The organism is Streptomyces sp. NPDC054794, from assembly GCF_053611585.1.
Map to the genome: position 1 here is coordinate 340,252 of NZ_JBSHAQ010000001.1, position 26,871 is coordinate 367,122.

17 protein-coding genes are annotated in these 26,871 nt (G+C 73.7%); 5 read left to right on the top strand and 12 right to left on the bottom strand.

Going from position 1 to position 26,871, the window contains the following annotated elements:
- Positions 1–30 precede the first annotated feature (30 nt).
- The 5 genes from rfbC to ACWGKT_RS01540 all read right to left on the bottom strand — a co-directional run bounded on the left by rfbC (position 31) and on the right by ACWGKT_RS01540 (position 5,247).
- Entirely contained in the window at positions 31–630 is a 600-nt protein-coding gene (gene rfbC, locus ACWGKT_RS01520; protein WP_453271993.1) for a dTDP-4-dehydrorhamnose 3,5-epimerase, read from the bottom strand.
- A 4-nt stretch (positions 631–634) separates the two neighbouring features.
- Entirely contained in the window at positions 635–2,593 is a 1,959-nt protein-coding gene (locus ACWGKT_RS01525) for a glycosyltransferase family 2 protein (RefSeq protein WP_453271994.1), read from the bottom strand.
- Between the two features lie 144 nt (positions 2,594–2,737).
- Positions 2,738–3,322, bottom strand: a complete 585-nt coding sequence (locus ACWGKT_RS01530) for a hydrolase (RefSeq protein ID WP_235453076.1) — start codon at positions 3,320–3,322, stop codon at positions 2,738–2,740.
- A gap of 60 nt (positions 3,323–3,382) precedes the next feature.
- Positions 3,383–4,804: an MFS transporter gene (locus tag ACWGKT_RS01535; protein ID WP_453271995.1), complete on the bottom strand. Its 1,422-nt coding sequence runs from the start codon at positions 4,802–4,804 to the stop codon at positions 3,383–3,385.
- The gene (locus ACWGKT_RS01540) at positions 4,801–5,247 is read right to left on the bottom strand and encodes a MarR family winged helix-turn-helix transcriptional regulator (protein WP_356147877.1); all 447 of its coding nucleotides are present in this window, start codon (positions 5,245–5,247) and stop codon (positions 4,801–4,803) included. Before ACWGKT_RS01540 ends, ACWGKT_RS01535 begins: the two co-directional genes overlap by 4 nt.
- Before the next feature lie 278 nt (positions 5,248–5,525).
- On the opposite strand from ACWGKT_RS01540, the gene ACWGKT_RS01545 reads away from it, so the two are divergent.
- The 5 genes from ACWGKT_RS01545 (at position 5,526) to ACWGKT_RS01565 (ending at position 19,085) form a co-directional block, all read left to right on the top strand.
- Complete coding sequence (locus tag ACWGKT_RS01545; RefSeq protein ID WP_453271996.1) at positions 5,526–6,815, top strand: MFS transporter; 1,290 nt, start codon at positions 5,526–5,528, stop codon at positions 6,813–6,815.
- Positions 6,812–10,087, top strand: coding sequence for a type I polyketide synthase (locus ACWGKT_RS01550; protein WP_453271997.1), 3,276 nt, complete (start codon positions 6,812–6,814; stop codon positions 10,085–10,087). The genes ACWGKT_RS01545 and ACWGKT_RS01550 overlap by 4 nt, the downstream gene beginning before the upstream one ends.
- Positions 10,084–17,865 (top strand): MupA/Atu3671 family FMN-dependent luciferase-like monooxygenase, encoded by a 7,782-nt coding sequence (locus ACWGKT_RS01555; RefSeq protein ID WP_453271998.1) that lies wholly within the window; start codon positions 10,084–10,086, stop codon positions 17,863–17,865. Before ACWGKT_RS01550 ends, ACWGKT_RS01555 begins: the two co-directional genes overlap by 4 nt.
- A gap of 107 nt (positions 17,866–17,972) precedes the next feature.
- Complete coding sequence (locus ACWGKT_RS01560) at positions 17,973–18,473, top strand: metallophosphoesterase family protein (RefSeq protein ID WP_453271999.1); 501 nt, start codon at positions 17,973–17,975, stop codon at positions 18,471–18,473.
- Positions 18,474–18,497: 24 nt separating this feature from the next.
- Positions 18,498–19,085: a GNAT family N-acetyltransferase gene (locus ACWGKT_RS01565; protein WP_453272000.1), complete on the top strand. Its 588-nt coding sequence runs from the start codon at positions 18,498–18,500 to the stop codon at positions 19,083–19,085.
- Between the two features lie 53 nt (positions 19,086–19,138).
- Here the strand turns inward: ACWGKT_RS01565 and ACWGKT_RS01570 are convergent, their stop codons facing one another.
- From ACWGKT_RS01570 to ACWGKT_RS01600, 7 genes are read right to left on the bottom strand one after another with little or no spacing between them, the layout of a single operon-like run.
- Positions 19,139–19,789 (bottom strand): SRPBCC family protein, encoded by a 651-nt coding sequence (locus tag ACWGKT_RS01570; RefSeq protein WP_356147862.1) that lies wholly within the window; start codon positions 19,787–19,789, stop codon positions 19,139–19,141.
- Between the two features lie 16 nt (positions 19,790–19,805).
- A complete protein-coding gene (locus tag ACWGKT_RS01575) occupies positions 19,806–20,912 on the bottom strand; it encodes an XdhC family protein (RefSeq protein WP_235453067.1) in 1,107 nt (368 codons plus the stop codon).
- A complete protein-coding gene (locus ACWGKT_RS01580) occupies positions 20,905–22,185 on the bottom strand; it encodes a vWA domain-containing protein (protein ID WP_453272093.1) in 1,281 nt (426 codons plus the stop codon). The genes ACWGKT_RS01575 and ACWGKT_RS01580 overlap by 8 nt, the downstream gene beginning before the upstream one ends.
- Positions 22,186–22,190: 5 nt before the next feature.
- Complete coding sequence (locus ACWGKT_RS01585) at positions 22,191–23,075, bottom strand: AAA family ATPase (protein ID WP_453272001.1); 885 nt, start codon at positions 23,073–23,075, stop codon at positions 22,191–22,193.
- Positions 23,076–23,090: 15 nt separating this feature from the next.
- Positions 23,091–23,945: an FAD binding domain-containing protein gene (locus tag ACWGKT_RS01590; protein ID WP_453272002.1), complete on the bottom strand. Its 855-nt coding sequence runs from the start codon at positions 23,943–23,945 to the stop codon at positions 23,091–23,093.
- Complete coding sequence (locus ACWGKT_RS01595; protein ID WP_453272003.1) at positions 23,942–26,323, bottom strand: xanthine dehydrogenase family protein molybdopterin-binding subunit; 2,382 nt, start codon at positions 26,321–26,323, stop codon at positions 23,942–23,944. The genes ACWGKT_RS01590 and ACWGKT_RS01595 overlap by 4 nt, the downstream gene beginning before the upstream one ends.
- On the bottom strand, positions 26,320–26,814 hold the full coding sequence (locus ACWGKT_RS01600) for a (2Fe-2S)-binding protein (protein ID WP_453272004.1): 495 nt from the start codon (positions 26,812–26,814) through the stop codon (positions 26,320–26,322). Before ACWGKT_RS01600 ends, ACWGKT_RS01595 begins: the two co-directional genes overlap by 4 nt.
- Positions 26,815–26,871 lie beyond the last annotated feature (57 nt).

A 26,871-nucleotide genomic window follows, 5' to 3' on the forward strand; every position in this document is an offset into this window, starting at 1 on the left:
CCGAGCCGCCGGCCCGAGTGGCCGGCGGCCTCACCGGCCGGCGCGCAGCCGCTCGTAGTGGGCGGAGCAGTCCGGGTACGCGGGAAGCAGACCGGACCGCTCCGCCTCGGCCAGCGAGGGCGCCTCGGCGTCCTTCCCGGACAGCACCGGCTCGATCCCCTCCGGCCAGACGATGCCCAGGCCGGGATCGAGCGGGTGCACCCCGTGCTCACGGCCCGGCGCGTACCCGGTCGAGCACAGGTACACGACCGTGGCGTCGTCGGTGAGCGCCATGAAGGCGTGGCCGAGCCCCTCCGCGAGGAACACGGCGCGGTGCGTCTCGTCGTCCAGCCGCACGGCCTCCCAGCGGCCGAACGTGGGCGACCCGACGCGGACGTCCACCACCACGTCCAGCACGGCCCCGCGCACGCACGAGACGTACTTGGCCTGACCCGGCGGCACGTCGGCGAAGTGCACGCCGCGCACGACGCCCCGCCGGGACACCGAGCAGTTGGCCTGGGCCAGGCCCAGGTCGTACCCGGTGGCCTCCCGGAACTCCGCGCCCCGGTACCACTCGTGGAAGCTGCCTCTATCGTCCGGGAACACGGTGGGCTCCAGGACCCAGGCGCCCTTGATCTCCAGTGCGCGCACCGCGTCACGCCCCCCGAGTCGTGCCGTGGGACGTGGCCCTGTGCGGGGCCGCGCCCAGCATCCGCCGGACCTTGCGCACCAGCCTCCGGAGCAGACCGGGCGGGGCGGGCCGGTCCACCCGGACGCCACCGGTCCGGGTCACGCGCAGGACGAGCGGCAGCGCCACGAAGCGCGGGGTATCGGCCTCCGGGGCGAGACACACCTCCAGCCGTCCCCCCTTCGTACCGTGCCGCTCCACGCCCACCTCCAGCAGCGAGCCGGCCCCGTCGGCCGGGGTCAGCGTCCCGGACTGCCGCAGGGACCTGCCCGACGCGGTGTCGGTCAGCCGCACCAGGACATCGGTGCGGTCCGGGACGTAGAGCGGCAGGGCGAGGCTCAGCCGGTGGTCGGCGGAGACGGCCGCGTCCTCGGGTGTGACACGGCCCAGGCCGAGGGCCTTGCCCGCGCGGTCGACGTCCAGCGAGAAGTTGTGGTGGTTCTTGGTCCAGTACGGCAGCACCACACGGCCCGCGACCACGCCGGCGGGCGGTGTGGCCCGGCCGTGCGCCGGGGCCGGGCCCAGGCGGCATTCCTTGTGCCAGCCGCCGAGGCCGACGCGCAGGTACGCGTCCCACAGCCCGCCGGCCGGCGGGGAGCCGCCGGCCGCGGTGCCGGGATCCACGGTGGCCGTGCCGTGCAGCACCAGGCGCACGCGCCCGTCGCCGGCCGGGACCCGCTCGCGGGTGAGCTCGACCGGCTGGAAGAACGAGGCGGAGCTGGCGCGGTCGCGCAGGACCAGGTCGGCGGTCGCCTGCTCGAACCCGTCGACGGCGTCCGCGCCCAGCCAGGCCGCCGCCTCGTCGATGTCCCGGGGCGCGCTGTCCGCGGGGGTCTTCGGCCCGTCGGCCGGGAACGTCAGCGGCTGCCCGCCGGACGTGTACTCGGTGGTGAACGTGATGCGCAGCGCCCCGTCCCGCCACTCGACGCCGCTCGGCGCGCCCTTGGGGGAGACCCCGATCTCCCACTGCGCATAGGCGACGAGGTCGTCGTAACGGTCGTCCCTGATCAGCGAGGCCACGATGCGCTGGCCGGGACGGAGCGCGGGCGCGACGCCGGGGCCGAAGCGCTCCAGGATCACCGCGCGCATCTCCCGGAACAGCTCACGGCGGTAGTCGTCGGGCATCGCGAGCAGGCGCCGCCCGCTCATCCGCTCGACCATCTCCACGCGCAGCCAGCGGCGCAGCAGCCGGTCGCGCAGCGGGCCCGGTTCGGTGTACCGCTCGACGACGTCCAGGGCCTCGCGCAGGTTCTTGAAGTAGCCGACCGGCTCGAAGCGCTGGAAGCCCGCGTTGGCGGCGTCGTCCCGCTTGACGTGGTAGTAGCAGACGTAGTCGCCGAGCACCGAGACGTTGTCCGCGCGCAGATACGCCTCGGTGACGAAGACGTGGTCCTCCAGGCGGCGCCGGCCCTCCGGGAAGCGCAGACCGGTGCGGTCCAGGAAGGCGCGCCGGACCATCTTGTGCGGGGTGAGGCTGTCGATCAGCGGCGCGTTCTCGACGCTGGCGTGCGGATGGTTGCGGCGGAACAGCTCCACCGGGACCGGGCGGCCCTTCCCCGCCATCTTGCCGACGATCACGTCGGCCTTGTTCGCCACGCCGTACTCGTACATCCGTTCGAGGGCCTCGTCGCCGAGATGGTCGTCGTTGTCGACGAACATCACGAACTCGCCCACGGACGCGTCGATCCCCACGTTCCGCGGCTTGCCCGACCAGCCGGAGTTCGGCTGGTGGACGACGTGGATGTGAGGGTGCTCGGCGGCCAGCGCGTCCAGTCTGGCCGGGGTCTCGTCGGTGGAGCCGTCGTCGACGAAGATCACTTCGAACTCGTCGGGAGGCAGCGACTGCCGCAGCATCGAGGCGACACAGTCCTCGATGTAGGGCCCGGGGTTGTACACGGGGACGACAACGCTGACTTTGACCGGCATCCGGCTTCCAAGCCCCCTTCGGTAGCTTGCCGTTGTCTGAGTGACACGGTGCGCGTGGCCGAATGTTAACCCGCCCCCTTGCGCGGGCGGAGGGCCCTTCGGCGCAGGGGGCCGGGTCGGCGGGAGCCGGGGGCGGAGCGGGGCTCAGACGCGGGTCTTGGCCAGCAGCTCCAGGATCTCGGCCGTGGTGCCCGACTCGCCGAGCCGCGGGAAGACGCGTTCGACACTGCCGCGGTGCGCCTCGGGGTCGCTGTCGGCCATGGCGTCGGTGGCGAGGGTGACGTGGTAGCCGTGCTCGTACGCGGCGCGGGCGGTGGACTCGACGCCGATGCTGGTGGCGATGCCGGTCAGGACGATCTGGCTGACGCCGCGGCGGCGCAGCTGGACGTCGAGGTCGGTGCCGTGGAAGGCGTTCCAGTTGTGCTTGGTGACGTGGATGTCGCCGGGGTGGCCGGACAGTTCGTCGACGACGACGTCCCAGCCCTCGGGGAAGGACAGGCCGCGGGCCGTGCGCTCGGTGCGGCCGGGTACGGCGTCGGCCCAGTCGGCGGCGAAGGACACCCGGACCAGGACCACGGGCAGTCCGTGGGACCGGAAGGCGTCGGCGAGTTCGGCCGTGCGGGCCACCACGTCCGAGGCGGCGTACGGCTGGGTCGGCATGCCGACGATGCCGCGCTGGAGGTCGATCGCGACGAGGGCGGTGCGCGGGTCGAGGGTCGTGAGAGACATCGGGAGTTCAGGCCTTTCGGAGGATGCGTGGGGTGCGGAACGGCTCGGGACCGAGCCGGTTCAGGAGGTGGCTCGGGGGGTGAGCCGGTTCAGGGAACGGTCGGGGAGGGTCGTCGCCAGCAGCAGTACCGATCCGGCGAGCATGAAGAGGGCCAGGCCGTGCAGCCCGGCCGTGTCGGCGCGGTGCGGGAAGAACGCCGCGGTGGCGGCGGAGGCGCCCAGCGCGCCGAGGTAGGTGAAGGTGCGCAGCAGTCCGGCCGCGGAGGCGATGCGCGCGGGATCGGCCTGCCGGTACAGGGCGTTCTGTGAGGCCAGGCCGATCAGCCCCTGCGGCACGCCGAGGACGGCGCCGAGGGCGAGCAGCACCCAGACCGGGCTGCCGGCGTCGACCAGGAGCAGGGCGACGCACCCGGCCAGCTGCGCCAGGGCGCCGACCACCAGCTTGGTGCGCACCGCCTCGCGCCGCCCGGTCAGCGCGGAGGCGGTGAGCGCGGCGACCGACAGCGGCAGCAGCGCGAGCCCCGCCGTGGCGGCGCTCAGGCCGCGGCCCTCCTCCAGCCACTGCGTGTAGCCGTACAGGAAGCAGTAGGCGGTGGCGTAGCCGAGGAACTGGCGCAGGTAAGTGGCGAGCAGCGGGATGTTCCCGCCCAGCACCCGCAGGTCGACGAAGGGGTCCGGCAGCCGCAGCTCCCGTGCCGCGAAGCAGAAGGCCGCCGCGGCGGACAGCGCCGGCAGGTACCAGTGGGCCGGGCGTGGGTCCATCAGGAACAGCATCAGTGAGACCAGCGTGACGGCGAACAGCAGCATGCCGGGCAGGTCGACGCCGCGCGGGCCGGCCGTCTCCTCGCGCTCGGCGCCGGGCAGGTGCTCCGCCCGGGGCAGCCGGAGCGCGCCGAGGACCAGACAGGCCACGGAGAGCGGCACGTTGACCGCGAAGACGGCGCGCCAGCCGCCGGTGCCGATCAGCAGACCGCCGAGCGAGGGGCCGATCACGACCACGGTCTGGGCGGCCACGGCGAGCACGGCCAGCACGCCCGCCGGGCTGTCCCGGCCGGTGCGTTCGGCCTCGGCGCGGGTCAGCCGCATGGCCGCCGGATACGCCGCCGAGGTCCCGAACCCCAGCAGCACCCGGGCCGCGATGAGCGCGCCCAGGCAGGGGGCGAGCGCGCCCAGCAGCCCGGCCGCGCCGACCAGGGCCGTGGTGATGAGGTACAGGCGGCGCGGCCCGTACATGTCGACGAGCCGTCCGATCACCGGCTGGCCGACGGCGGTGGCCAGGTAGAGCGCCGACACCAGCCAGACGGTCTCGGCCGGAGTCGCCCCGAAGGCCGCACCGATCGGCACCAACGCCACGGCGATCATCGAGGAGTTGACCGGGTTCAGGACGGAACCGAGGACCATCGGGGCGATCAGCCGGCGGTCGAACCCGGCGGGGGAGGGGCGGGTGCCCCGGGGGAGGCGTCCGGTGAGCCTCGGTATCACGACCGCGACAGCCGTTCCATCAGGGTGAGCGCGTCGAGGATCGTCCGCCGTTCCTCCTCGGTGTACCGGTCCTGGAAGGCGCGTGCCAGCCATTCCTCGCGCGCCTGCCGGTTGCCCTCGACCCGGGCCCGGCCGGCCTCGGTGAGGGTGACCAGCTGGCGCCGGCCGTCGTCGGGGTCCGGGGCGCGGCGGATGAGGCCGTGCTGGTCGAGCGCGGCGAGGGTGGCGGCCATCGACTGCGGCCGTACCCCCTCGGCGGACGCCAGCGCGCTGGCCGTGGCCGCGCCGTGCTTGCCGACCAGGGTGAGCGCCGATTCCTGGGACGGGGTCAGGACGCCCTCGTCCTCGTCCCGCGCGATCTCGCGTATGCGGCGCCGCAACCGGCTGAACACCACGCGCAGGTCGCGGGCGGCGCGGGCGGCGGACTCGGAGATGTGGTCCATGCCCTCACCGTAAGACCATCAGTCCAGGCTGTCCAGTCCAGGCTGTCCAGTCCGGCCTGGTCAGTCGAAGCTGTCGAGCTGAGACCTGTATTTCCGTGGCTGGATTTCGCTCCAGTTGGCCTCTAGTCGATCTGGACACCGTGCGTCACGGTCACTTAGCCTCGGTCAAGATATTTTGACGCCAAATTATCTGTTCACCTGCGCTTCTCAATTTCGTACAGCGGCATTTTCACGCCAAATACCACGGTGTTTTTCCGCACGTCAGGAGGCCTCGAACGGTGAGACCTTTCCGTTTGCTCGTCATAGGCAACGGGATCTCGGCATATGGCAGCTACCTCAACATGGTGGCGCTGAATGTCTTCGTCTATCAGGTGACGGACAGTGCGCTGGCCGCGGGCCTTTTCATGGCCGTGCGTCTGTTGACCAGTGTCGCCGGTGGAGTCGTCAGCGGCCGGCTCGTCACACGATTCGATCGCAAACGTCTGATGGCGGGTGCCGACCTGACCCAGGCGGTCGTCCTGTTGATTCTGCTGCCGCTGCCCGACCATGCGCGCATCCCGCTTCTCTATGTGCTCGCGGTCGCCACCGGGGCGTGCTCGACCCTGTCCCAGGTCGCGCTGCGCAGCAGCGTGCCGGAGATCGTCGGCGCCGACCTGCGGGTCAAGGCGAACGGACTGCTGGTGACCGGACGGTCGCTGGCCATGATCGCCGGTTTCGCCTCCTCCGGCCTGGTGATCGCCCAACTCGGCTACTCGACCGCGTTCGCGCTCGACGCGATCACCTTCGTGATCTCCGCGACCGTCCTCTTCCTGCTGCCGATCCGGACCCGGGCGGCCGCCGCCGAGACCAAGGAGGCCGAGAGCGGCGCCGAGGCCGGGGCCGAGGAGCCGGGCAAGGAGCGCTGGGCGTCCCTGGCCCTGCTGCGGGCGGCACCGCTGCTCGCCGTGATGATCGCGATCCGGGCGGCCGACGGCCTGGGCTCCTCGTCGCACAACGTGGCCCTGCCCGTGTACTCGAGTGAGCTGAATCCCCATCATCCGGCCACGTTCATCAGTCAGTTCTGGGCGACCTGGGCCATCGGCAACATCGTCGCCCAGCAGCTCATCGGGCGGTACACCGGCAAGGCGGGGCGCAGTTTCGGCGAACGGGCCTTCGCGGTCGGCTCCATCGTGATGTCGGTGGCCTTCATCCTCGTCTTCTGCGAGCTGCCCACCGTGCTCGCCGTCGTCGCCGCGCTGGTCGCGGGCATGGCGGACGGCTTCACGGAGGTCGCCTACGTCACCCGCCTGCAGGCGGCCCCCGACGAACAGCGGGGCCGTCTCTTCGGGTTGTCGGCCTCCTTCGAGAACGGCGGCTTCGGCCTCGGCATGGTGGTCAGTTCGGCCGTGCTGGAGTTCAGCTCGCCGCTGACCGTGGTGACGGCCTTCCACGGCATCGCCGTCGTGCTGTGCGCCGGATTCCTCGCCGTCCTGGTGAGACGGGCCCGGCCCACTCCCGTACCGGCGGGCCCCGAGGACCGGCCGGTGACGGGCGCCGATGTCCGCGCGGCCGAAGGCGGTGGCGCGTGACGCGGCCGCGGGAGTCGCAGGTCGCCGTCATCGGCTGGGCGTTCCGCTTCCCGGGGGCGGACGGGCCGGACGCGTTCTGGCGGATCATCCGCGACGGCACGGACCACGTGACCCGGTTCACCGAGGAGGAACTCGCCGCCGCCGGCGTACCGGAGGCCAAGTACCGGGCACCCGACTTCGTCGGCGCCAGCGGGGTGCTGGAGGACATCGCCGGATTCGACGCCGAGTTCTTCGGCATCAGCGGGCGGGAGGCCGAGTACACCGACCCGCAGCACCGGATGTTCCTGGAATGCGCCCACCACGCGCTGGAGAACTCCGGCTACGGCCGCGAGCACGGCGGCCTGCGCGTCGGCGTCTTCGCCAGCACCGGCTACCACCTCTACTCGATGGAGAACTACCTCCTCAACAACGCCCTCCAGGGCACCGTCGAGGACGACTGGGTCTCCCGGATGCAGGTCATGGTCGGCAACTACACCGACTTCACCGCCACCCGGGCCGCGTTCCGGCTCGGACTGACCGGCCCGGCCGTGGGCGTCCAGACCGCCTGCTCCAGTTCCCTGGCCGCCGTCCAACTGGCCGCGCAGTCGGTCCTCGTGGACGACTGCGACATCGCGCTCGCCGGGGCCACCGCGGTGCACGTGCCCCAGGTGCTCGGCTACCGCTACGTGAAGGGGTCCATCCTCTCCAAGAGCGGACACCTCAGGGCGTTCGACGCGGAGGCGGACGGCACGGTCGGCGGCACCGGCGTCGCCGCCGTCGTCCTCAAGCCCCTCGCCCGGGCGATGGCCGACGGCGACACCATCCACGGCGTCATCAGGGGCTGGGGCGTCACCAACGACGGCGCCGACAAGACGACGTACACCGCCCCCAGCGCCGCCGGGCAGCGGCGGGCCGTGGAACGGGCCCTGGACCGCGCGGGCGTGCGCGCCGACAGCATCGGCTACCTGGAGACGCACGGGACCGGCACGCTGAAGGGCGACCCGATCGAGTTCGCGGGCGCCACGGCCGCCTTCCGCCGGGACACCGAGCGCACCGAGTACTGCGCGCTCGGCTCGACCAAGGCCAACATCGGCCATCTGGACGTCTGTTCGGGGCTGGCGAGCCTCATCAAGGCGCTGCTCGTGGTCAAGCACGGGACCATCCCGCCGCTGGCGAACTTCTCCCGCCCCAACCCCGCCCTGGACCTGGCCGGCAGCCCCTTCTACATCCCCAGGACCGCCCGTCCCTGGCCGGCCGGTGACACCCCGCGCCGGGCGGGCGTGACCTCGCTGGGCGTCGGCGGCACGAACGTCCACGTCATCGTGGAGGAGCCGCCCGCCCCCGCGCCGCGCGGACCGCGCCGCCGCCCGCCCGGCGTGCTGGTCCTGTCCGGCCGCACCGAGGCGGCGCTCGCCGCCAACGCCCGAGCCTTCCGCGACCATCTGCGCCGACAGCCCGACACCGACATGGCGGACCTGGTGGCCTCCACCGCCGGACGGCTGCACGGGCGGCACCGGCTGGCGGCCCGGGGCGACACGCCGTCCGCGCTCGCCGACGGCCTGGACCGCTGGCTCGACGCCACTCCGGGCCCCGCCGCCGTACGGTCCGGGTCGGTCCCCGGCGACGGCGGCCCGCGCGTCGGATTCCTGTTCACCGGCCAGGGCAGCGCCTACCCGGGCATGGCGAAACCGCTCTACGAACGCTTCCTCGCCGTCCGCGAGGTCCTGGACGACTGCGAACGCCGGTACGCCGACCTGTACGGCGGCTCGCTGCTCGCCCCGCTGCTCACCGAACCCGGCGGCGAACTCGCGCCCGTGTGGCCCACGGACACCGCCCAGCCCGCGCTCTACGCCCTGCAGATCGCGCTCTTACGGCTGTGGCGGCAGGCCGGAGTCGAACCGGCCGCCGTCGCCGGACACAGCGTGGGGGAGTACGCGGCGCTGGTCGCCGCCGGGGCCCTGGCACCGGAGGACGGTCTGCGCCTCACAGCCGAGCGCGGCCGCCTCATGGAACGGCACTGCGACCCCGGAGGCATGCTCGCGGTCCTGGCCGACCACCCCACCACGCTGTCCCTGGCGGCCGAGGTCCCGGGGCTGGAACTGGCCGTGATCAACGGCCCGCGGAGCCATGTGCTCGCCGGGCCGAGCGGCGTGGTGGACCGGCTGGAGACCCTGCTGGACGAACGGGGCGTCAAGGCACGGCGGTTACCCGTCGCACATGCCTTCCACACCGCGCTGATGGACCCCGTCCTTAGCGAACTGCGCGCCCTCGCCGCCGAGGTGACCCTGCGTCCCGTCACCCTGCCCTTCGTCGCCGGCCTGGACGGCCGGACCCGGGCCCCCGGCTGGACCCCGGACGCCGACTATCTCGTCCGACAGACGCGTGAACCGGTGCTGTTCGACCGGGCGTTGGGCGCGGTCGCGGCCGCGGGCGCCTCGGCCCTGGTCGAGATCGGCCCCGGCGCCGCGCTGAGCGGCCTGGCCCGGCAGACCCTGCCCCATGTTCCGGCGATGCCCAGCCTGCGGGCCGGCGCCGGGCTCGAACCCCTGTGGGACGCGGCCGCGGAGCTCTACCGCGTGGGAGCGGGCGTCGACTGGCACGCGCTCGCCGAGGGCACCGGCGGCAGGCGGATCCCGCTGCCCGGCTACCGCTTTCAGCACAAGACCTACTGGACCGGCCCGGCACCCACCGTGCTCAGACCGGCGCACACCCCTGAGGAAGGACTGGACATGACATCGGAAGCGGCTGCCGCCGAACAGGTACTGCGCCACGTCACCGAGGTGATCGCCCGCACACTGGGCCACGAGCCCGGCGCGGTCGCCGCGGACAGCCTCTTCTTCGACCTCGGAGCGGACTCGCTGCTGATGATCAGCGTGCTGCGGGAACTGGAGGAGACGTACCAGGTCAAGGTGACGATGCGCGAGCTCTTCGAGGAGGCGGCGACACCGCGGCTGCTGTCGGAGCTGATCGTGGAGCGCAGGGGCGGTGGGACGTCGGCCGAGCCAGAGACGCCCGCGGCTGCCGCGGTGGTGGAAACCCCGGCCCCGGCTGCGGCTCCCACTCCCGCTTCCGATCTCCCTCCCGCTCCTGCTCCCGCTTCCGCCGCCGTGCCGCCGCAAGAGCCCGCCGTGCCCTCGGAGTTCGTCACCCGCGCCGAACTGGACGACATATCCCGTCAGATCAAGCAGCTCTCGCAGATACAGCTGCAGATGATGTCCCAGCTCTTCGAGCTCACCCAGCTGCTCACCCCGCGGGACGCGGCTCCCGCCCTCAATGGGAAGGCCGCCAAGTGACCGGCGTCTCCGCCTCGATCGACCAGGATCTGGCCGCGATGGCCGACCTCTCCTCGCGGATCGCCCGGCAGATGGGGCAGCAGGCCCCCGCCCCGGTCCCGGAGGAGCCCCCGCGCACGCACGGCCCCCGCGTCACCGTGTCCCGCGGTTCGGGCATGGTTCGCGACGCGTCCGGCCGGTCCGCGCAGGAAGCGCATCTGAAGGACCTCGTACGCCGGTACACCGCCCGGACCCGCCGCTCGAAGGAGATCGCGGCCCGCCACCGTTCGGTGCTGGCCGACAGCCGCGCGGTGGTCGGATTCCGCAGCAGCACCAAGGAGATGCTCTACCCGCTCGCCGGCCGCCGGGCCTTCGGTGCCCGGCTGGAGGACGTGGACGGCAATCAGTACGTCGACATCACCATGGGGTTCGGCGTCCTCCTGTTCGGCCACGAGCCCGCGTTCGTCACCGAGGCGGTCCGCGAGCACCTGTCCCGGGGCATCCAGCTCGGCCCGCGCGCCGTCGAGACCGGCGAGACCGCCGAACTGCTGGCCGAGCTCACCGGCCTGGAGCGCGTCGCCTTCGCCTGCTCGGGCACCGAGGCGAACTCCGGCGCGATCCGGCTCGCCCGCGCCGCCACCGGCCGCGACCTGATCGTCACCTTCCACGGCGCCTATCACGGCCACGCCGACAACGTCCTCGGCCGCTCCTCCGGCTCCGGCGAGGACCGGGTGACGGTGCCCGTCTCCAGCGGGATCCCGCGCGGCGCCGTCCGGGACCTCCTGGTGCTCGACTACGGCGACCCGGGCGCCCTGGAGACGATCGAGCTGTTCGCCGACCGTGTCGCCGCGGTCGTGGTGGAGCCGGTGCAGAGCCGCCACCCCGCCCTGCGGCCCGCGGAGTTCGTGCGCGGACTGCGCGAGGTGACCCGTCGGCACGGCATCGTGTTGATGTTCGACGAGATGCTCACCGGGTTCCGTCCCGCGCCGCGCGGCGCGCAGGAGCTGTACGGCGTCACCCCCGACCTCGCCACGTACGGCAAGGTGCTCGGCGGTGGCTTCCCCGTCGGCGCCATCGCCGGGCGCGCGGACATCATGGACGGGGTCGACGGTGGGCTGTGGCGGTACGGGGACGACAGCTATCCGCCCGCCGACACGACGTTCTTCGGCGGAACGTACCTGCAGCATCCGGTGTCGATGGTCGCGGCCAAGGCGGTCCTGACCCACCTCAAGGAGAACAGCCCCGGGCTGCAGCAGCGGCTCAACGCCCGCACCGACGCCATGGCGGACACCCTCAACCGGTTCTTCGAGGACGAGGAATTCCCGCTGCGGGTCAGCCACTTCGGCTCCCAGTTCCGCTTCGAGCACCGCGCCGACATGGAGCTGCTCTACCACCACCTGATCCTGCGCGGGGTGCACGTCTGGGAGTGGCGCAACTTCTTCCTGTCCAGCGCCCATACGGACGCGGACATCGAGGTCATCGTGCACGCCGTCCAGGACAGCCTCCGCGAACTCCGCCGCTCCGGCTTCTTCCCGACGACCGGACCCACCGCGACGCCCGGGCCCGCCCGCACGAATGGGGCTCACGCACCGGCCCAGGCCGCGACTCCCGGGCCCGCCCAGGCCAACGGGGTTCACGCGCCGGTCCAGGCCGCGACTCCCGGGCCCGCCCAGGCCAACGGGGCTGACACGTCGGCGCGGGCTGCCGTTCCCGCCTCCGCCGGGGCCAGTGGGGTTCACACGCCGGTCCAGGGCGCGACTCCCGTGCCCGGGCGGACGAATGGGGTTCACGCGCCGGTCCAGGCCGCGACTCCCGGGCCCGCCCAGGCCAACGGGGCTGACACGTCGGCGCGGGCTGCCGTTCCCGCCTCCGCCGGGGCCAGTGGGGTTCACGCGCCGGCACAGGCTTCGGATCCCGCGCCCGCTCCGGCCGGGAGACCCCCCGCGCCGGAGTCCGCCCCGTCGGCGGTGCCCGCCGTCGACGCCCCCGCGCCCATACCCCGGATGGCCTGGAACACGGTGGCCAGCCGCGCACATGCACCGGCCCGTTCCGCCGACGCCCCGATCCCGGCCCAGGCGCCGTCCCGGGCCCCGGCCGAGGCCGGCCTCGCATCGGTATCGCCCGCCCCCGCCCCGGTCCGGCCCCGAACCCCCCGCAAGGCGCCCGACTTCAGCGTCTACTTCTTCGGTGACTATCCGGACACCGAACCCGGGCACGCCGGGGGATACGAACTGCTCATGGAGACCGCCCGGTTCGCCGACGCGCACGGGTTCCACGCGCTGTGGATGCCCGAGCGGCACTTCCACTCCTTCGGCGGGCTGTTCCCGAACCCGGCCGTGCTCGCCTCCGCCCTCGCCCGTGAGACACGGCGGATCCGGCTGAACGCGGGGTCGGTCGTGCTGCCGCTCCACGACCCGATCCGGGTCGCGGAGGAGTGGTCGATGGTCGACAACCTCTCCGGCGGCCGCATCGGCATCGGCTGCGCGAGCGGCTGGCACGCCAACGACTTCGTGTTCTTCCCGGACCGCTTCGGCCGGCACAAGGAGCTGATGTACGAGCAGCTGGAGGACGTGCGGCGGCTGTGGCACGGGGACACGCTGCGCCGCGCGAGCGGCGACGGCGAGGCCGACGTACGGCTGTTCCCCCGGCCCGTGCAGGACACCCCGCCGATGTACACGGCCGTGGTCGGCAACCCCGCCTCCTACGAACTGGCCGCCCGCCACGACCTGGGCGTGGTCACCAACCTGATGGCGCAGAGCGTGGAGCAGCTCGCGGAGAACGTCGCCCGCTACCGCCGCACCCGCGCCGAGCACGGTCTCGACCCCGACGCCGGCCGGGTCGCCGTACTGCTGCACACCTATCTCGGACCGGACCACCGGACGGCACGCGCCGAGGCGTACGAGCCGCTGGCCCGCTACATGCGCGCGTCCCTGTCGCTCTTCGGCAGCGTCACCAACAGCCTGGGCTACAACGTCGACCTGTCGAGGCTCAGCGAGGACGACCTCGACACGCTGTTCCGCCGCGCCTACGACCGCTACTGCGACCAGCGCGCTCTCATCGGCACGGTCGACACCGTCTCCCCGGTGGTGGAGGCGGTCACGGCGGCGGGCGCGGACGAGATCGTCTCGCTGGTCGACTTCGGCGTGGCGCCCGACGCCCTGCGCGCGAGCCTGGTCCACGTCGACGGGCTGCGCCGCCATCATCAGGAGCGGCGGCCGACGCGCACGGCCCGGCCCGAGCGGCCGGCGGACGACCCCGGCGCCCCGCTCTCGCCGGGGCAGCAGCGGCTGTGGTTCCTGCGGCGCATGTTCCCGGACCACACCGGCTACAACGAGGTCAAGGCGATCCGCCTCGACGGCCCGCTGGACCCGGAAGCCCTGCGCGCCGCGCTGCGCGCCCTGGTCGCCCGGCACGCCGGGCTGCGCACGGTGTTCCGTGAAGTCGCGGGCGAACCACGGCAGTTCCTGCTGCCCCCGGCCGAGCCCGACTTCGCGGTGATCGACCGCGCGGACGGGGAGGCCGCGCTGCGCGAGGTCCTCACGGGCGAGAGCGAGCGTCGCTTCGACCTGGCGGACGGCCCGCTGCTGGTCGCCCGGCTGGTCCGGCAGGGCGACGAACGGCACGTACTCGTCCTGTCGATGCACCACATCGTCTCGGACGCGGAGTCCGCCACGATCCTCTCCCGCGACCTGTCCGCGCTCTACCGGGCCGAACGCGAGGGCACCACCCCGGACCTCCCCGCCCTCACCCGCACCTACGTCGACCACGTCCGCGACCAACTCGCCGCCCAGGACAGCCCGAAGGTCGCCGCCGACCTGGCGTACTGGCGCGAGGCCCTCAAGGGCGACCTGCCCGTGCCGGCCCTGCCGCACGACCGCCCCCGGCCCGCGACGATGACCTCCCGCGGCCGGGCCGTTTTCCACACCCTCGACGGAGAACTCTCCGACCGGCTCAGGGAGTTGAGCCGCCGACAGCGCAGCACCCTGTTCATGACGCTCCTCGCCGGGTACGCGGCCGCGCTGCACCGCACCACCGGCCAGGACGACCTCGTCATCGGCACGCCCGCCTCGCACCGGCCGTCGGACGCCGCCGACGTGATCGGCTTCTACCTCAACACGCTCGCGCTGCGCCTCGACCTGTCCGGCGACCCGGACTTCGGCGCGCTGCTGGCCCGCGTCCGCTCCGTCGCCCTCGACGCCTACGACCACGCCGACGTCCCGTTCGAGACGGTGGTCCACGACCTCGCCCCGCGCCGGACGACCGCGCACACGCCGGTGTTCCAGGTGATCGCCGAGTACGAGAAGGGCGAGGCGTTCCGCTTCGACCTGCCAGGGGTCCGGGCCACCCCGCTCGACTTCGGGCCCGAGAAGTCCCTCACCGACCTGAGCGTCTACTTCACGGACCTGCCCGCCGGCATCCGCTGCCAACTGGAGTACAGCACCGACCTGTTCGACGCCGACACGATCGACCGGTTCTTCGCGACCTTCCGGGACCTGCTGCGGGCGGCCGTGCGCGACCCGAAGACGCCGCTGTCCGAACTGGCCGCCTCGGCCGAGCCGGTCGAGCCCGTCGAGCTGTCCGAGCCCGCCGCGCCGGTGGCGGCCGGCACCGCCGTGCCGGCCGACTGGCGGCAGGGCCCGAGCCGTCCCGTCGAGCCGGTCACCGTCGCCGAGCTGGTGGCCCGGCGCGCGGCGGCCGACCCGGACCGCCCCGCCGTGGAAGGTGCCGGTACCTCACTGACGTACCGCGAACTGGAGGAGCGCGCCGAACGCCTGGCGCGAGCCCTGCGCGCCCGCGGCACCACCCCCGGCAGCCCGGTCGCGGTCTGGCTGCCCCGCTCCCCGGACCTCGTCGTCGCCCTGTACGGGGTCCTCAAGGCGGGGCACCCGTACGTGCCGCTCGACCCCTTCCTGGGCCGGCCGCGCGCGGAGGCCGTGATCGTGGAGAGCGGCGCCCGGGCCCTGGTCACCGTCGGTGCGCCGGCGGACCTGCCCGCCCTGCCCGACGGCACGACCGTGCTGGACCTCGCCGCCCTGCCCGACGCCGCGCCCGCGCCGGGCGACGCGGCGGACCCCGAGTCGCCCTGCTACGTCATCTACACCTCCGGCAGCACCGGCACCCCGAAGGGCGTCGTCGTGCCGCACCGGGCCGTCGTCGACGTGTGCCAATGGCACCACCGGCGGTTCTCGTTCACCGCCGACGACCGCAGCGCCCTCGTGTGCAGCCCGGGCTTCGACGCCTCCGTGCTGGAGCTGTGGCCCGCGCTCACCGCCGGCGCCTGCGTGGTCGTACCGGACGACGCGGTACGACGTGACGCCCTGACGCTCGCCCGCTGGTACACGAACAAGCGCGTCGCCTTCTCGATCCTGCCCACGGCCCTCGGCGAGGCCGTCGTGGACCTGCCGGTGGCCGACCAGCCGTCGCTGCGCCACCTGGTCGTGGGCGGCGACGTGCTGCGCACGCACCCGCGGCCCGGCACGCCGTACGAGCTGGTCAATGTGTACGGGCCCACGGAGGTGACCGTGCTGTGCACCGCGCACACGGTGCCGGCCGCCGAACCGGGCACCGGCGCGGCGCCGATCCCGATCGGCCGCCCCGTCGACAACGTCCGGCTCCACGTCCTCGACGAGGACGGCGCGCCGGTGCCCGTCGGCGCCACGGGCGAGTTGTACGTCGGCGGTCCGGGCCTGTCCGACGGCTATCTGCGCCGGCCCGGTTCGACCGGGGAGCGGTTCCAGCGCATGCCGCTCGCGGGCGGCGCGGCCGAACGGCTGTACCGCACCGGCGACCTGGTGCGCTGGACCGGCACGGGCAGCCTGGAGTTCGTCGGCCGCACCGACGACCAGGTCAAGATCCGGGGCTTCAGGGTCGAACCGGAGGAGGTGACCCGGGCGCTGTCGGCCCTGCCCGGGGTGCGCGAGGCGATCGTGCTGGGGCGTCGCGACGCCCGGGGCGAGGCACGTCTCGTCGCCCATGTCGTGCCGGCCGAACCCCTCGGGGACGGCGCGGCTGACAGACAGACCTTCGTGGACCGGCTGGCCCGCGAACTCATCGCGCGGCTGCCGGAGTACCTCGTCCCGCGGGCCTGGGCGGTGCTGCACGCGCTGCCCCTGTCCGGAACGGGCAAGGTGGACCGCACCGCGCTGCCGGACCCGGAGCACGTCACCGCGCCACCCCTCGCCCGGGCCGCCCGCACGGAGGCCGGCGCGCCGCACGACGGCGCGCCACGCGGCGACGTTCCTCGCGGTGACGCTCCGCGTGGTGCGGGGAGGGCCGCCACCGAGTCCCGGCTGCGGGAGCTGTGGGCGGACGAGTTCGGCGTACCGGCGGACACCATCGGCGCCGACGCCGACTTCTTCGCACTGGGCGGACACTCGATCACCGCGATCCGGCTGATCAACCGGGTCCGCGAGGCCTTCGGCGCCGACTACCCGATGACCCTCTTCTACGAGGAGTCCACCCTGCGGGCCATGGCCGACCACCTCGCCGGCCCGGAGGACGGGCCGCACGGCGAGGAGGTCCGCCGGGCGCCGGTCACGCTCCAGCAGAAGGGGTTCATCACCGGTCACAGCCACCACCGGGTCCCGCAGGTGTTCAACGTGGCCATGCGGATCGCCCTCACCGGCGACCTGGACGTCACCGCCCTGCGCACCGCGCTCTCCGGGCTCGTGGCACGCCACGAGGCGCTGCGCACCCGGTTCGCCGGAGCGGACGACGAGTGGTGGCAGGAGGTGCTGCCGGCCCGGCCGGTCGACCTGCCCGTCGAGGACTTCACCGGCCGCCCGCAGGAGGCGGAGCGCGTCGTCACCGAGGTGGCGCAGACCCCGTACGACCTCGCCGAGACGGTGGAACCGGTCTTCCGGCTGCTGCGCACCGGCGCGTCGGAGTGGGTGCTGCTGTTCGTCCTGCACCACTCCACCTGCGACGGCTGGGCGGTCAGCGTCCTGCTGCACGACTTCGCGGCGCTCTACGCGGCGGCCGTGACCGGCACGCCCCACGCGCTGCGGGAGCCGGCACCGCAGCCCACCGAGTACGTCCACTGGCAGCGGGAGAACGCCCCGTCGCAGGCGGAGCGGCGGAAGAAGGCGGCGTACTGGGGCCGTGAGCTGGCCGGGGCGCCGTTCCGCCTGGAGACACCGCTCGACCGACCCCGTCCCGAGGAGCTGAGCGGCCAGGGGGACGTGGTGCTGTTCACCGTCCCCGCGGATGTGCGAGGGGAGGTCGAGCGGTTCGCCAAGCGGCGCGGCACGACGGCCTACGCCGTGACCGCGGCGGCCGTGGGGAAGCTGCTGTGCGGGCTGTCCGGGCGGCCGGACGTCCTGCTCAACGTGCCCTACGCGAACCGGCAGCGGCGTGAGTTCGAGTCGCTGGTGGCCTGCACGGCGTCCTCGTACCCGCTGCGGGTCCGGGTCGGTGGGGCCGCGGACTTCGGCGCCCTGGTCGACCGGGTCAGCCGCTCGGCGGTCGGGGGCATCGACCACATCATGCCGATGTGGGAACTCGCCGCGATGCTGCGGGAGGAGGGCGGCGACATGCCCGACCGCATCCCCGTCGGCTACCACTTCCAGAGCTCGGTGCAGGCCGACATCGAACTGCCGGGTCTGGATGTCGGCATCGAGGACCTCGCCATTCCCGCCGCGCGCGGGGAGTTCGGCCTCGGCCTGGTGCCCACGGGTGACGTCTTCGCCGGGTACATCGAGTACTCGACCGACCTGTGGGACCGCGAGACGATCGAGCGCTGGGCCGAGCGGTACGTCGAACTGCTGGCGCACGAGGTCCGCACCGCCCTGCGGGACTGACCCACCGCGCCCCGTCACGGCCCGCCGGATGTTCCGGTGGGCCGTCGCGGTGTCCGGCGCCGCGTCGCCGCCCCGCGGCCGGCGTCGCCCCGCCGTAGGCTGGCCGCGTGCGTCTGCTCCTCATGTCGGACACCCATGTGCCCCTGCGGGCCAAGCGGCTCCCCGACCCGCTGCTCGCCGAACTCCCGCACGCCGACGTGGTGTTCCACGCCGGCGACTGGGTCGACACCGCCACCCTCGACCTGCTGGAGAGCCGCAGCCGACGGCTGATCGGGGTGTACGGCAACAACGACGGACCGGAGCTGCGCGCCCGGCTCCCCGAGGTGGCGTACGCCGAACTCGGCGGCCTGCGCTTCGGCGTCGTCCACGAGACCGGCACCGCCCAGGGCCGCGAGGCCCGCTGCGCCGCCCGCTTCCCCGACCTGGACGTCCTGGTCTTCGGGCACAGCCACATCCCCTGGGACACCACCGCCCCCACCGGCCTGCGCCTGCTCAACCCCGGCTCGCCGACCGACCGCAGGCGCCAGCCCCACTGCACCTTCATGACCGCGACCGTCGCCGACGGCGCGCTCACGGACGTGACGACGCACCGGCTGCCGCGGCCGTAGCGAAGGCTGTGGCAGCATGCCGAGATGATCTCCAGCTCAGGCATACCGCCCGCCGTCCCCGCGGGTCGCATGGCAGGCGCCGACCAGCCCGTACTCCCGCTGTCGGACGGCCTGGAACTGAGACCCTGGCACGCCGACGACGCGGACGCCCTCATGGCCGCCGGACAGGATCCCGACATCCGCCGGTGGAACCTCTTCACCGTCGAGGACCGTGCCGACGCGCACCGCAGGATCGCGCGCATGCACGGACGCTGGCGGGCCGAGACGGGCGCGGTCTGGGCCATCGCCCCGCCCGGCGCGCGGGCGCTGGGCCTCATCGGGTGGAACGACGTCGACCTCGCCGACGGCAGCGCCGAGATCGTCTACTGGGTGCTGCCGGCCGCCCGGGGCGGCGGCATCGTCGTCGAGGCGACACGGCGCCTGAGCCGCTGGGCCCTGGACGACCTCGGCCTGCACCGGCTGCGGCTGTGCCACTCGGTGGCCAACCCCGCGTCCTGCCGGGTGGCCGAGAAGGCCGGTTACTCCTTCGAGGGCACCATGCGCGCGGCCCTCCAGCACGCCGACGGCCGGCACGACCAGCACCTGCACGCCCTCGTCCGGGGCGACGTCTGATCGCCACCGGCCGTCCTGACGGGCCTTCGACGACCGGGGCGTCAAGGGCTCGGTCAGCGGCGGCGCGTCGCCGGGCGGTGGGAGCGCCTCCGGCGTCGTACGCCCTCGACGACCACGGCCGCCACGGCCACCGCCGCCAGTACGCCCGCCGCCCGCTTGGCGACCGGCACCCCGGCGGTCCGGAAGAGGTCGAGCGGCTCGGGTTCCGTCTCCGGCCCGGCAACGGCGTACGGTTCCGTCGTCCCCTCCGTGGCCTGCTCCCGCTCGCTCAGCCGCTCGGCCAGGCACGCCGCGAACTGGCCCACCAGCCGGTCGCCCACCTCCGCCAGCACACCGCGCCCGAACTGCGCGGGACGCCCGGTCACGGTCAGATCGGTCCGTACGGACACCGCCGTACCGCCGTCGCGCTCGCTCAGCTCGCCGGTGACCGTGGCCCGGGCCGTGCCCTGGCCCCGGGTCTCGCGACCGCTCGCCACCAGCACCATCCGGTGCGCCGTCCCGTCCTGCTCCTCGAAGACCGCGGTACCCCGGTAGGTCACGGTGACCGGGCCGACCTTGACCTTCACCGAACCGGTCACGGTCTTGCCGTCGTACTCCTCCACCGACGCCCCCGGCAGACACGGCGCCACGCGCTCGATGTCGAGGAGCGCGTGCCAGGCGTCGTCGACCGGGACGGGGACGGTGAACTCGTGGTGCAGCTCCATGACTTCCTCCTCGTACTCAGACGGCACCCGGCGGGTGGATGGCCCCGGCGGTCGCGGTCAGGGGCACGCCGCTGCCGCCCCACCGCAGCGCGACGATCTCGGCGGCGACGGACACGGCGACCTCCTCGGGCGTACGGGCCCCGAGGTCCAGGCCCAGCGGGGAGCGCAGCCGGGACAGTTCGGCCTCCGTGAGCCCGGCGTCGGCCAGGCGTTTGCGGCGTTCGTCGTGGGTGCGCCGGCTGCCCATCGCCCCGATGTAGGCGGCCGGCCGGCGCAGCGCCTCCTGAAGCAGCGGCACGTCGAACTTCGGGTCGTGGGTCAGGACGCAGATCACCGTGCGCTCGTCGGTGTCCGTGCCGCTCAGATAGCGGTGCGGCCAGTCGACGACGACCTCCACGGCCGCCGGGAAGCGCTTGGGCGTGGCGAAGACCGGGCGGGCGTCGCACACGGTGACCCGGTAGCCGAGGAAGTCGCCGATGCGGGCCACGGCTGCCGCGTAGTCGATCGCGCCGAAGACCAGCATGCGCGGCGGGGGCGCGAAGGACTGCAGGAACACGGTGACGGCGTCCTCGCGCCGCTCCCCGTGCGGCCCGTAGTGCCTCAGCCCCGTGGCGCCGAGGGCGAGTTCGCCGCGCGCGTCGGCGGTGACCGCCGCGTCGAGCCCGGTCGCGCCCAGCGTGCCGGTGACCGTCCGTGGCCACACGGCCAGCGTGGCCCCGCGCGGCGCCGGCCCGTCCACCACCGTGGCCACGGTCACCGGCTCACCCGCGGCGACCGACGCCGCGACCTCGCTGAACGCCGGGTCCGACGCGGGCGTCACGGGCCGTACCAGCAGGGTGATCTCGCCGCCGCAGGTCAGCCCGACCGCGAACGCGTCCTCGTCGCTGTACCCGAAGGTCTCCAGCCGTGGCTCGCCGCTCGCCACGACCTCCTGCGCGAGCTCGAACACCGCCCCCTCCACACAGCCCCCGGATACGCTCCCCACGACCTCGTCCTCGGGGCCCACCGCCATCGCGGCCCCGGGGCCGCGTGGCGCGCTGCGGCTGACCGCGACGACCGTGGCGAGGCCGAACGGGATCCGGGCCGCGTACCAGCGCTCCAGCGCCGGCAGAATGTCACGCACGATCCACTCCTCTCCGACGGGCCCCGGGCACCGTCGTGCCGGATTCCGCCGTCCCGCGCACCACCTGGGCGAGCCGCTCCAGCGCCAGCAGGCTGTGCCCCTCGACGAAGTCGTCCACGCTGGGCAGCGCCGCCGCCATCCCGGCGGCCAGGGGCGCGTAGCCGGGGCGCGCCTTGCGCGGGTTGGCCCAGACCACCCGGTGCGCCAGCCCGTGCAAGCGTCGCATCTGCGCCGCGAGCAGCTCCGGATCGCCACGCTCCCAGCCGTCCGACAGCAGGACGACGACCGCGCCGCGGGCCAGGCCGCGCTGTCCCCAGCGGTTGAGGAACTCGCGCAGCAGTTCGCCCAGCCGGGTGCCGCCGCGCCAGTCGGGCACGGCCGCCGCCAGGGCCGCCATCGCCAGGTCGGGGTCGCGGTGCGAGAGTTCGCGGGTCACCCGGGTCAGCCGGGTGCCGATGGTGAACACCTCCGTGCGGCCGCCGCGGACCGCCGCGTGCGCGAACCGCAGCAGCGCGTCGGCGTACGGCGCCATCGAGCCGCTCACGTCGACGAGCAGGACGACCCGGCGGGGCCGCTCCACGCGCGCGTGCCGGTGCGGCCGGGCCGGCTCCCCGCCGCGTCGCAGCAGCGCGCGGACCGTGCGGCGCGGATCGACGTCCCCGCGCCGGGCGGGCCGCCGCCGGGCCGAGCGCCGGGTCCGGCCGTGCAGCGCGAACGCGGCGAGCAGCCGGTTGAGCTGGGCGCGTTCGGCGGCGCTCAGCTCGGCCACGTCGCGGTGGCGCAGCACCTCGGCGGAGCTGGCGAGGGTGGCGGTGGGCGGGCCGGAGGGCTCGCCGCCGCCGGGAGCGCGGGGGCCTGGCGGCGCGTCCCGCAGGACGAGCCGGGGCCGGGGCGCGGGCGTGGCGCGCACCGCCGGCCGGGCGGGCTCGTCGTGGGCGCCGAAGTACGCGGCGAACACCCGCTCGTACCGCTCCAGATCGTCGTGTCCACCGCACAGCGTCGCCCGCCCGGCCCAGTACACGTCGGCCCGCAATCCCGGCCGCAGCACCGCCACGGCCCGCAGGAACGCGTACACCCGCTCGGCGCTCGCATCGACCCCCGCGGCCCGCACCGCACGCACGAACCCGAGCAGCACGGCGTCCGCTCCCAAACCCTCACCCGCCTCGCGCACGACGGCCGCCGAGCCGCCCGCCTCGCGCACCGCGCCCGTCGGCCCGCCCACCCCGGATCCCGCCCGCGGCGTTCCGCCCGGCCCGTGTCCCGCCGTGTCCATTCCGGTCACGGCGCGTCACGCTCCCGGGACGCCAGGACCGTGGCGAGGTCGAGGCCCCGGGCGCGCTCGGTGTCCTCGCGGTACTTCAGGACCGAGCCGAGCGTCGCGACGGCCAGTTCGGCGTCCACCTCGTTCGCCCCCAGCGCGTCCAGAGCCTGGGCCCAGTCGATCGTCTCCGCCACACCGGGCGGCTTGAGCAGGTCCGCGCTCCGCAGCGTCTGCACCAGCGCGGTGACCTGCTCGGCCAGCCGGGCCGACACCTCGGGCAGCCGGCGCCGCACGATGGCCAGTTCGCGGGCGAACCCGGGATGGTCGAACCAGTGGTACAGGCAGCGCCGCTTCAGCGCGTCGTGCACCTCCCGGGTCCGGTTCGAGGTGAGCACGACCACCGGCGGCCGCTCGGCCCGCAGCGTGCCGAGCTCCGGGATCGTGACGGAGTACTCGGACAGCAGCTCCAGCAGGAACGCCTCGAACTCGTCGTCGGCACGGTCGATCTCGTCGACCAGCAGCACCGACGGCTGCGTCTGCAGCGCCCGCAGCAGCGGCCGGGCGATGAGGAAGCGTTGGTCGTACAGCTCGCTCTCCAGCCGGTCGGCGTCCCTGACCCCGGCCGCCTCGGCGGCCCTCAGATGCAGCAGTTGACGCGGGAAGTCCCAGTCGTACAGGGCCTGCGAGGCGTCGATGCCCTCATGGCACTGCAACCGGATCAGCGGCGCGTCGAGCGCCTCGGCGAGGGCGGAGGCGAGCGCGGTCTTGCCCACGCCCGCGTCGCCCTCGCAGAAGAGCGGCCGGTGCAGCCGCAGGGCCAGGAAGCAGGTGACGGCCAGCCCTTCGTCGACGAGATAGCCCGTCGCCTCCAGGCGGGCGCGCACCTGCTCCGGGTCGTCCATCCGGGTGATCGGCGCTCACCCCATTCCGGTGGCGGTCAGCACCGCCCGCCGGGTCAGCACCCGTGCGAGGTGTCCCCGGTACTCGGGCGAGGCCGACACGTCCTGCGAGGGCCGGGTGCCCTCGGCCGCCGCCTCGGCGGCCCGGGCCACGGCCTGCGGGTCCCCGGCGCCGGTGAGCGCCTGTTCGGCCGCCGCCGCGCGCAGCGGGGTCGCGCCCATGTTGGTCAGTCCGACGCGCGCCTCGGCGATCTGCCCGTTCTCGCGCCGCACCAGCGCCGCGACCCCGACGATCGCCCAGGCCTGGGCGACCCGGTGGAACTTCTCGTAGTGGAAGCTCCAGCCGTCCGTCTTCGGCACGCGCACCTCCACCAGGAGTTCGTCGGGCGAGAGCGCCGACTGGAGGTAGTCCAGGAAGAACTCCCGGGCCGGGATCGTGCGCCGTCCGTCCGGTCCGGCGGCGACCAGTTCGGCGTCCAGCGCCAGCACCACCGCGGGCAGGTCGCCGGCCGGGTCGGCGTGCGCGAGCGAGCCGCCGAGGGTGCCCCGGTGCCGTACGGCCGGATCGGCGACGGTGGCCGTGGCCTGGGCCAGCAGACCGGCGTGCCGGCGCACCAGCGGGTCGCGGATCACGTCGTGGTGCGTGGTCATCGCGCCGATGACGAGCCAGTCGCCGTCCTCGCGGACCCCGCGCAGCTCCGGGATCCGGCCGACGTCCACGACGAGTTCCGGGAAGGCCAGCCGCAGGCGCAGCAGCGGCAGCAGGCTCTGCCCGCCGGCCAGTACCTTCGCCTCCTCGCCCGCCTGGGCGAGCGTGCGCACCGCCTCCTCGACGCTCTCGGGACGTGCGTAGTCGAATGCGGGAGGAATCATGCCGAGGCCTCCTCTCCGGCCGTGGCCGACCGAACGGCCCGCCACACCCGTTCCGGTGTGCACGGCATCCGTACGTCGTGCACGCCCAGTGGCCGGAGCGCGTCCACGACGGCGTTGACCACGGCGGGCGTCGACGCGATGGTCCCCGCCTCGCCGACTCCCTTGACCCCGAGGGCGTTCGAGGCCGCGGGCGTCTCCGTCCGGTCGGTCACGAAGTCCGGCAGGTCGGCGGCGGACGGCACGAGGTAGTCGGCCATGGTGCCGGAGACGAGGTTGCCCTCGTCGTCGTACACGGCCTCCTCGTACAGCGCCTGCGCGATGCCCTGGGCGAGCCCGCCGTGCACCTGCCCCTCGACGATCATCGGGTTGACGACCCGGCCGACGTCGTCGACGCAGACGTACGAGCGGATACTCGTCCGCCCGGTCTCGGTGTCGACCTCGACCGCGCACAGATGGGTGCCGTGGGGGTAGGAGAAGTTCTCCGGGTCGACCAGGTGCTCGGCGTTGATGGTGGGTTCCATGCCGTCGGGCAGGTCGTGCGAGGAGAACGTCTCGAAGGCGACCTCCTGGATCGACTTGCGCGCCTCCGGGGAGCCCTTCACGGAGAACACGCCGCCGGTGAACTCCAGGTCCTGCTCGCTGGCCTCCAGCAGGTGCGCGGCGACCTTGCGGGCCTTCTCCACCACCTTCTCCGCGGCCCGGTGCACGGCCGACCCGCCGACCACCAGCGACCGGGAGCCGTAGGTGTCCATGCCCTGCGGGGCCGCCAAGGTGTCGCCGTGCACCACCTCGACGTCCTCGAAGGGCACGCCGAGCACGTCGGCCGCGATCTGGCTCCAGCAGGTCACATGGCTCTGGCCGTGCGGGCTGGTGCCGGTGACGACCTCGACCTTGCCGGTGGGCAGCATGCGGATGCTCGCCGCCTCCCAGCCGCCGGCCGCGTACCGCAGGTCGCGCAGCACCCGGCTCGGCGCCAGGCCGCACATCTCCGTGTACGTCGACACGCCGATGCCGAGGCGTACGGGGTCGCCGCGCTCGCCTCGCTTGTGCTGTTCGGCGCGCAGGTCGTCGTACCCGAACAGGGCGAGGGCCTTCTCGGTGGCCGCCTCGTAGTTGCCGGTGTCGTAGGTCAGTCCGGCGACCGAGGTGTACGGGAACTCCTCGTGCCGGATCCAGTTGCGGCGCCGCACCTCGACCGGATCCAGGCCGAGTTCCCCGGCCAGCTCGTCCATGATCCGCTCGATGGCGAACGTCGCCTCGGGGCGTCCGGCGCCGCGGTAGGCGTCGGTGGGGGTACGGGTGGTGAAGACGCCGGTGCAGGTGAAGTCGTAGGCGTCCATCTTGTAGATCGCCGGGTACATGAAGGCGCCGAGGATCGGGATGCCCGGGGTGACGAGCATCAGGTAGGCGCCCATGTCGGCGATCAGGTCCACCTTCAGGCCGAGGAGCTTGCCCTCGCGGGTGGCGGCGACCTCGACGTCCTGGATCATGCCGCGGCCGTGATGGGTCGCGAGATAGCCCTCGGAGCGGGACTCGGTCCACTTGACGGGCCGGCCGATCCGGCGCGCGACGGCGAGCGCGAGCGCCTCCTCGCCGTAGACCTGGAGCTTGGAGCCGAAGCCGCCGCCCACGTCCGGGGCGATCACCCGGAGCTTGTGCTCGGGGACCCCGGTGACCACCGAGAGCATGATCCGCAGGATGTGCGGGATCTGGGTCGAGGAGTACACCGTGTACTCGCCGGAGGCGGCCAGCGGGGTGACGACGACCGCGCGCGGTTCCATGGCGTTCGGGATGAGCCGCTGCTGGTGGTAGCGGCGCTTGACGATCACCTCGGCGCGCTGCCGGACCGACTCGAAGCTCTCGCCGGTGGCCAGCGGCCAGGTGTAGCAGCGGTTGGTGCCCTTGTCGGCGTGGACCAGCGGGGCGTCCTCGGCGAGCGCGGCCTCCAGGTCGAGGACCGGGGGCAGCGGGTCGTAGTCGACCTCGATCGCCTCCAGCGCGTCGGCGGCCGCGTACCGGTCGCGGGCCACGACGACCGCCACCGGGTCGCCGGCGTAGCGGACCTCGTCGACGGCGACCGGCGGGTGGTCGGGCAGCACGATGTCCTCGGTGACCGGCCAGGCGCAGGGCAGCGAACCCAGTCCCTCGGCCAGGTCGGCGCCGCTGAACGCGGCCACGACACCGGGGCGTTCGAGGGCGGGGGAGACGTCGATCCGCTCGATGCGGGCGTGGGCCATCGGACTGCGCAGGATGGCCAGGTGCAGCAGGCCGGCGACCTGGATGTTGTCGGTCCAGTTGGTCTGTCCGGTGATCAGCCGGGCGTCCTCCTTGCGCAGCCGGGAGCGTCCGACCTCGCGTTCGACGGCCTGATCGGTCATGCCGTGACCTCCTCGGCGACCTCCTGCACGAGTGTCTCGCCGGAGGCGGCGAGCACCGCGCGGACGATGTTCTGGTAGCCCGTGCAGCGGCAGAGGTTGCCCTCCAGGGCCTGCCGGACCTCGCCGGACGTGGGATGCGGGTTCTCGCGCAGCAGATCGCGCGCCGCCATGATCATCCCGGGGGTGCAGTAGCCGCACTGCAGACCGTGCCGCTCGTGGAAGGCGCGCTGGAGCGGCGTCCATTCGCCGTCCCGGGCCAGCCCCTGCACGGTGGTCACGTCGCTCCCGTCCGCCTGTACCGCCAGCACCGAGCAGCTCTTGACGGTCGCCCCGTCCAGGTCGACGGTGCACGCCCCGCAGTTCGAGGTGTCGCAGCCGATCGGGGTGCCGGTGAGGCCGAGGCGGTCGCGCAGGTAGTGGGCGAGGAGGAGCCGGGGTTCCACGTCGTCCTCGTACGTCGTGCCGTCCACGTTCACCTTGATGTGGGTCATGTGCCCTCCAGACCGTGCGGGCAGGAGTAAGGGGATGGCGGGGAAATGCAGCAATCC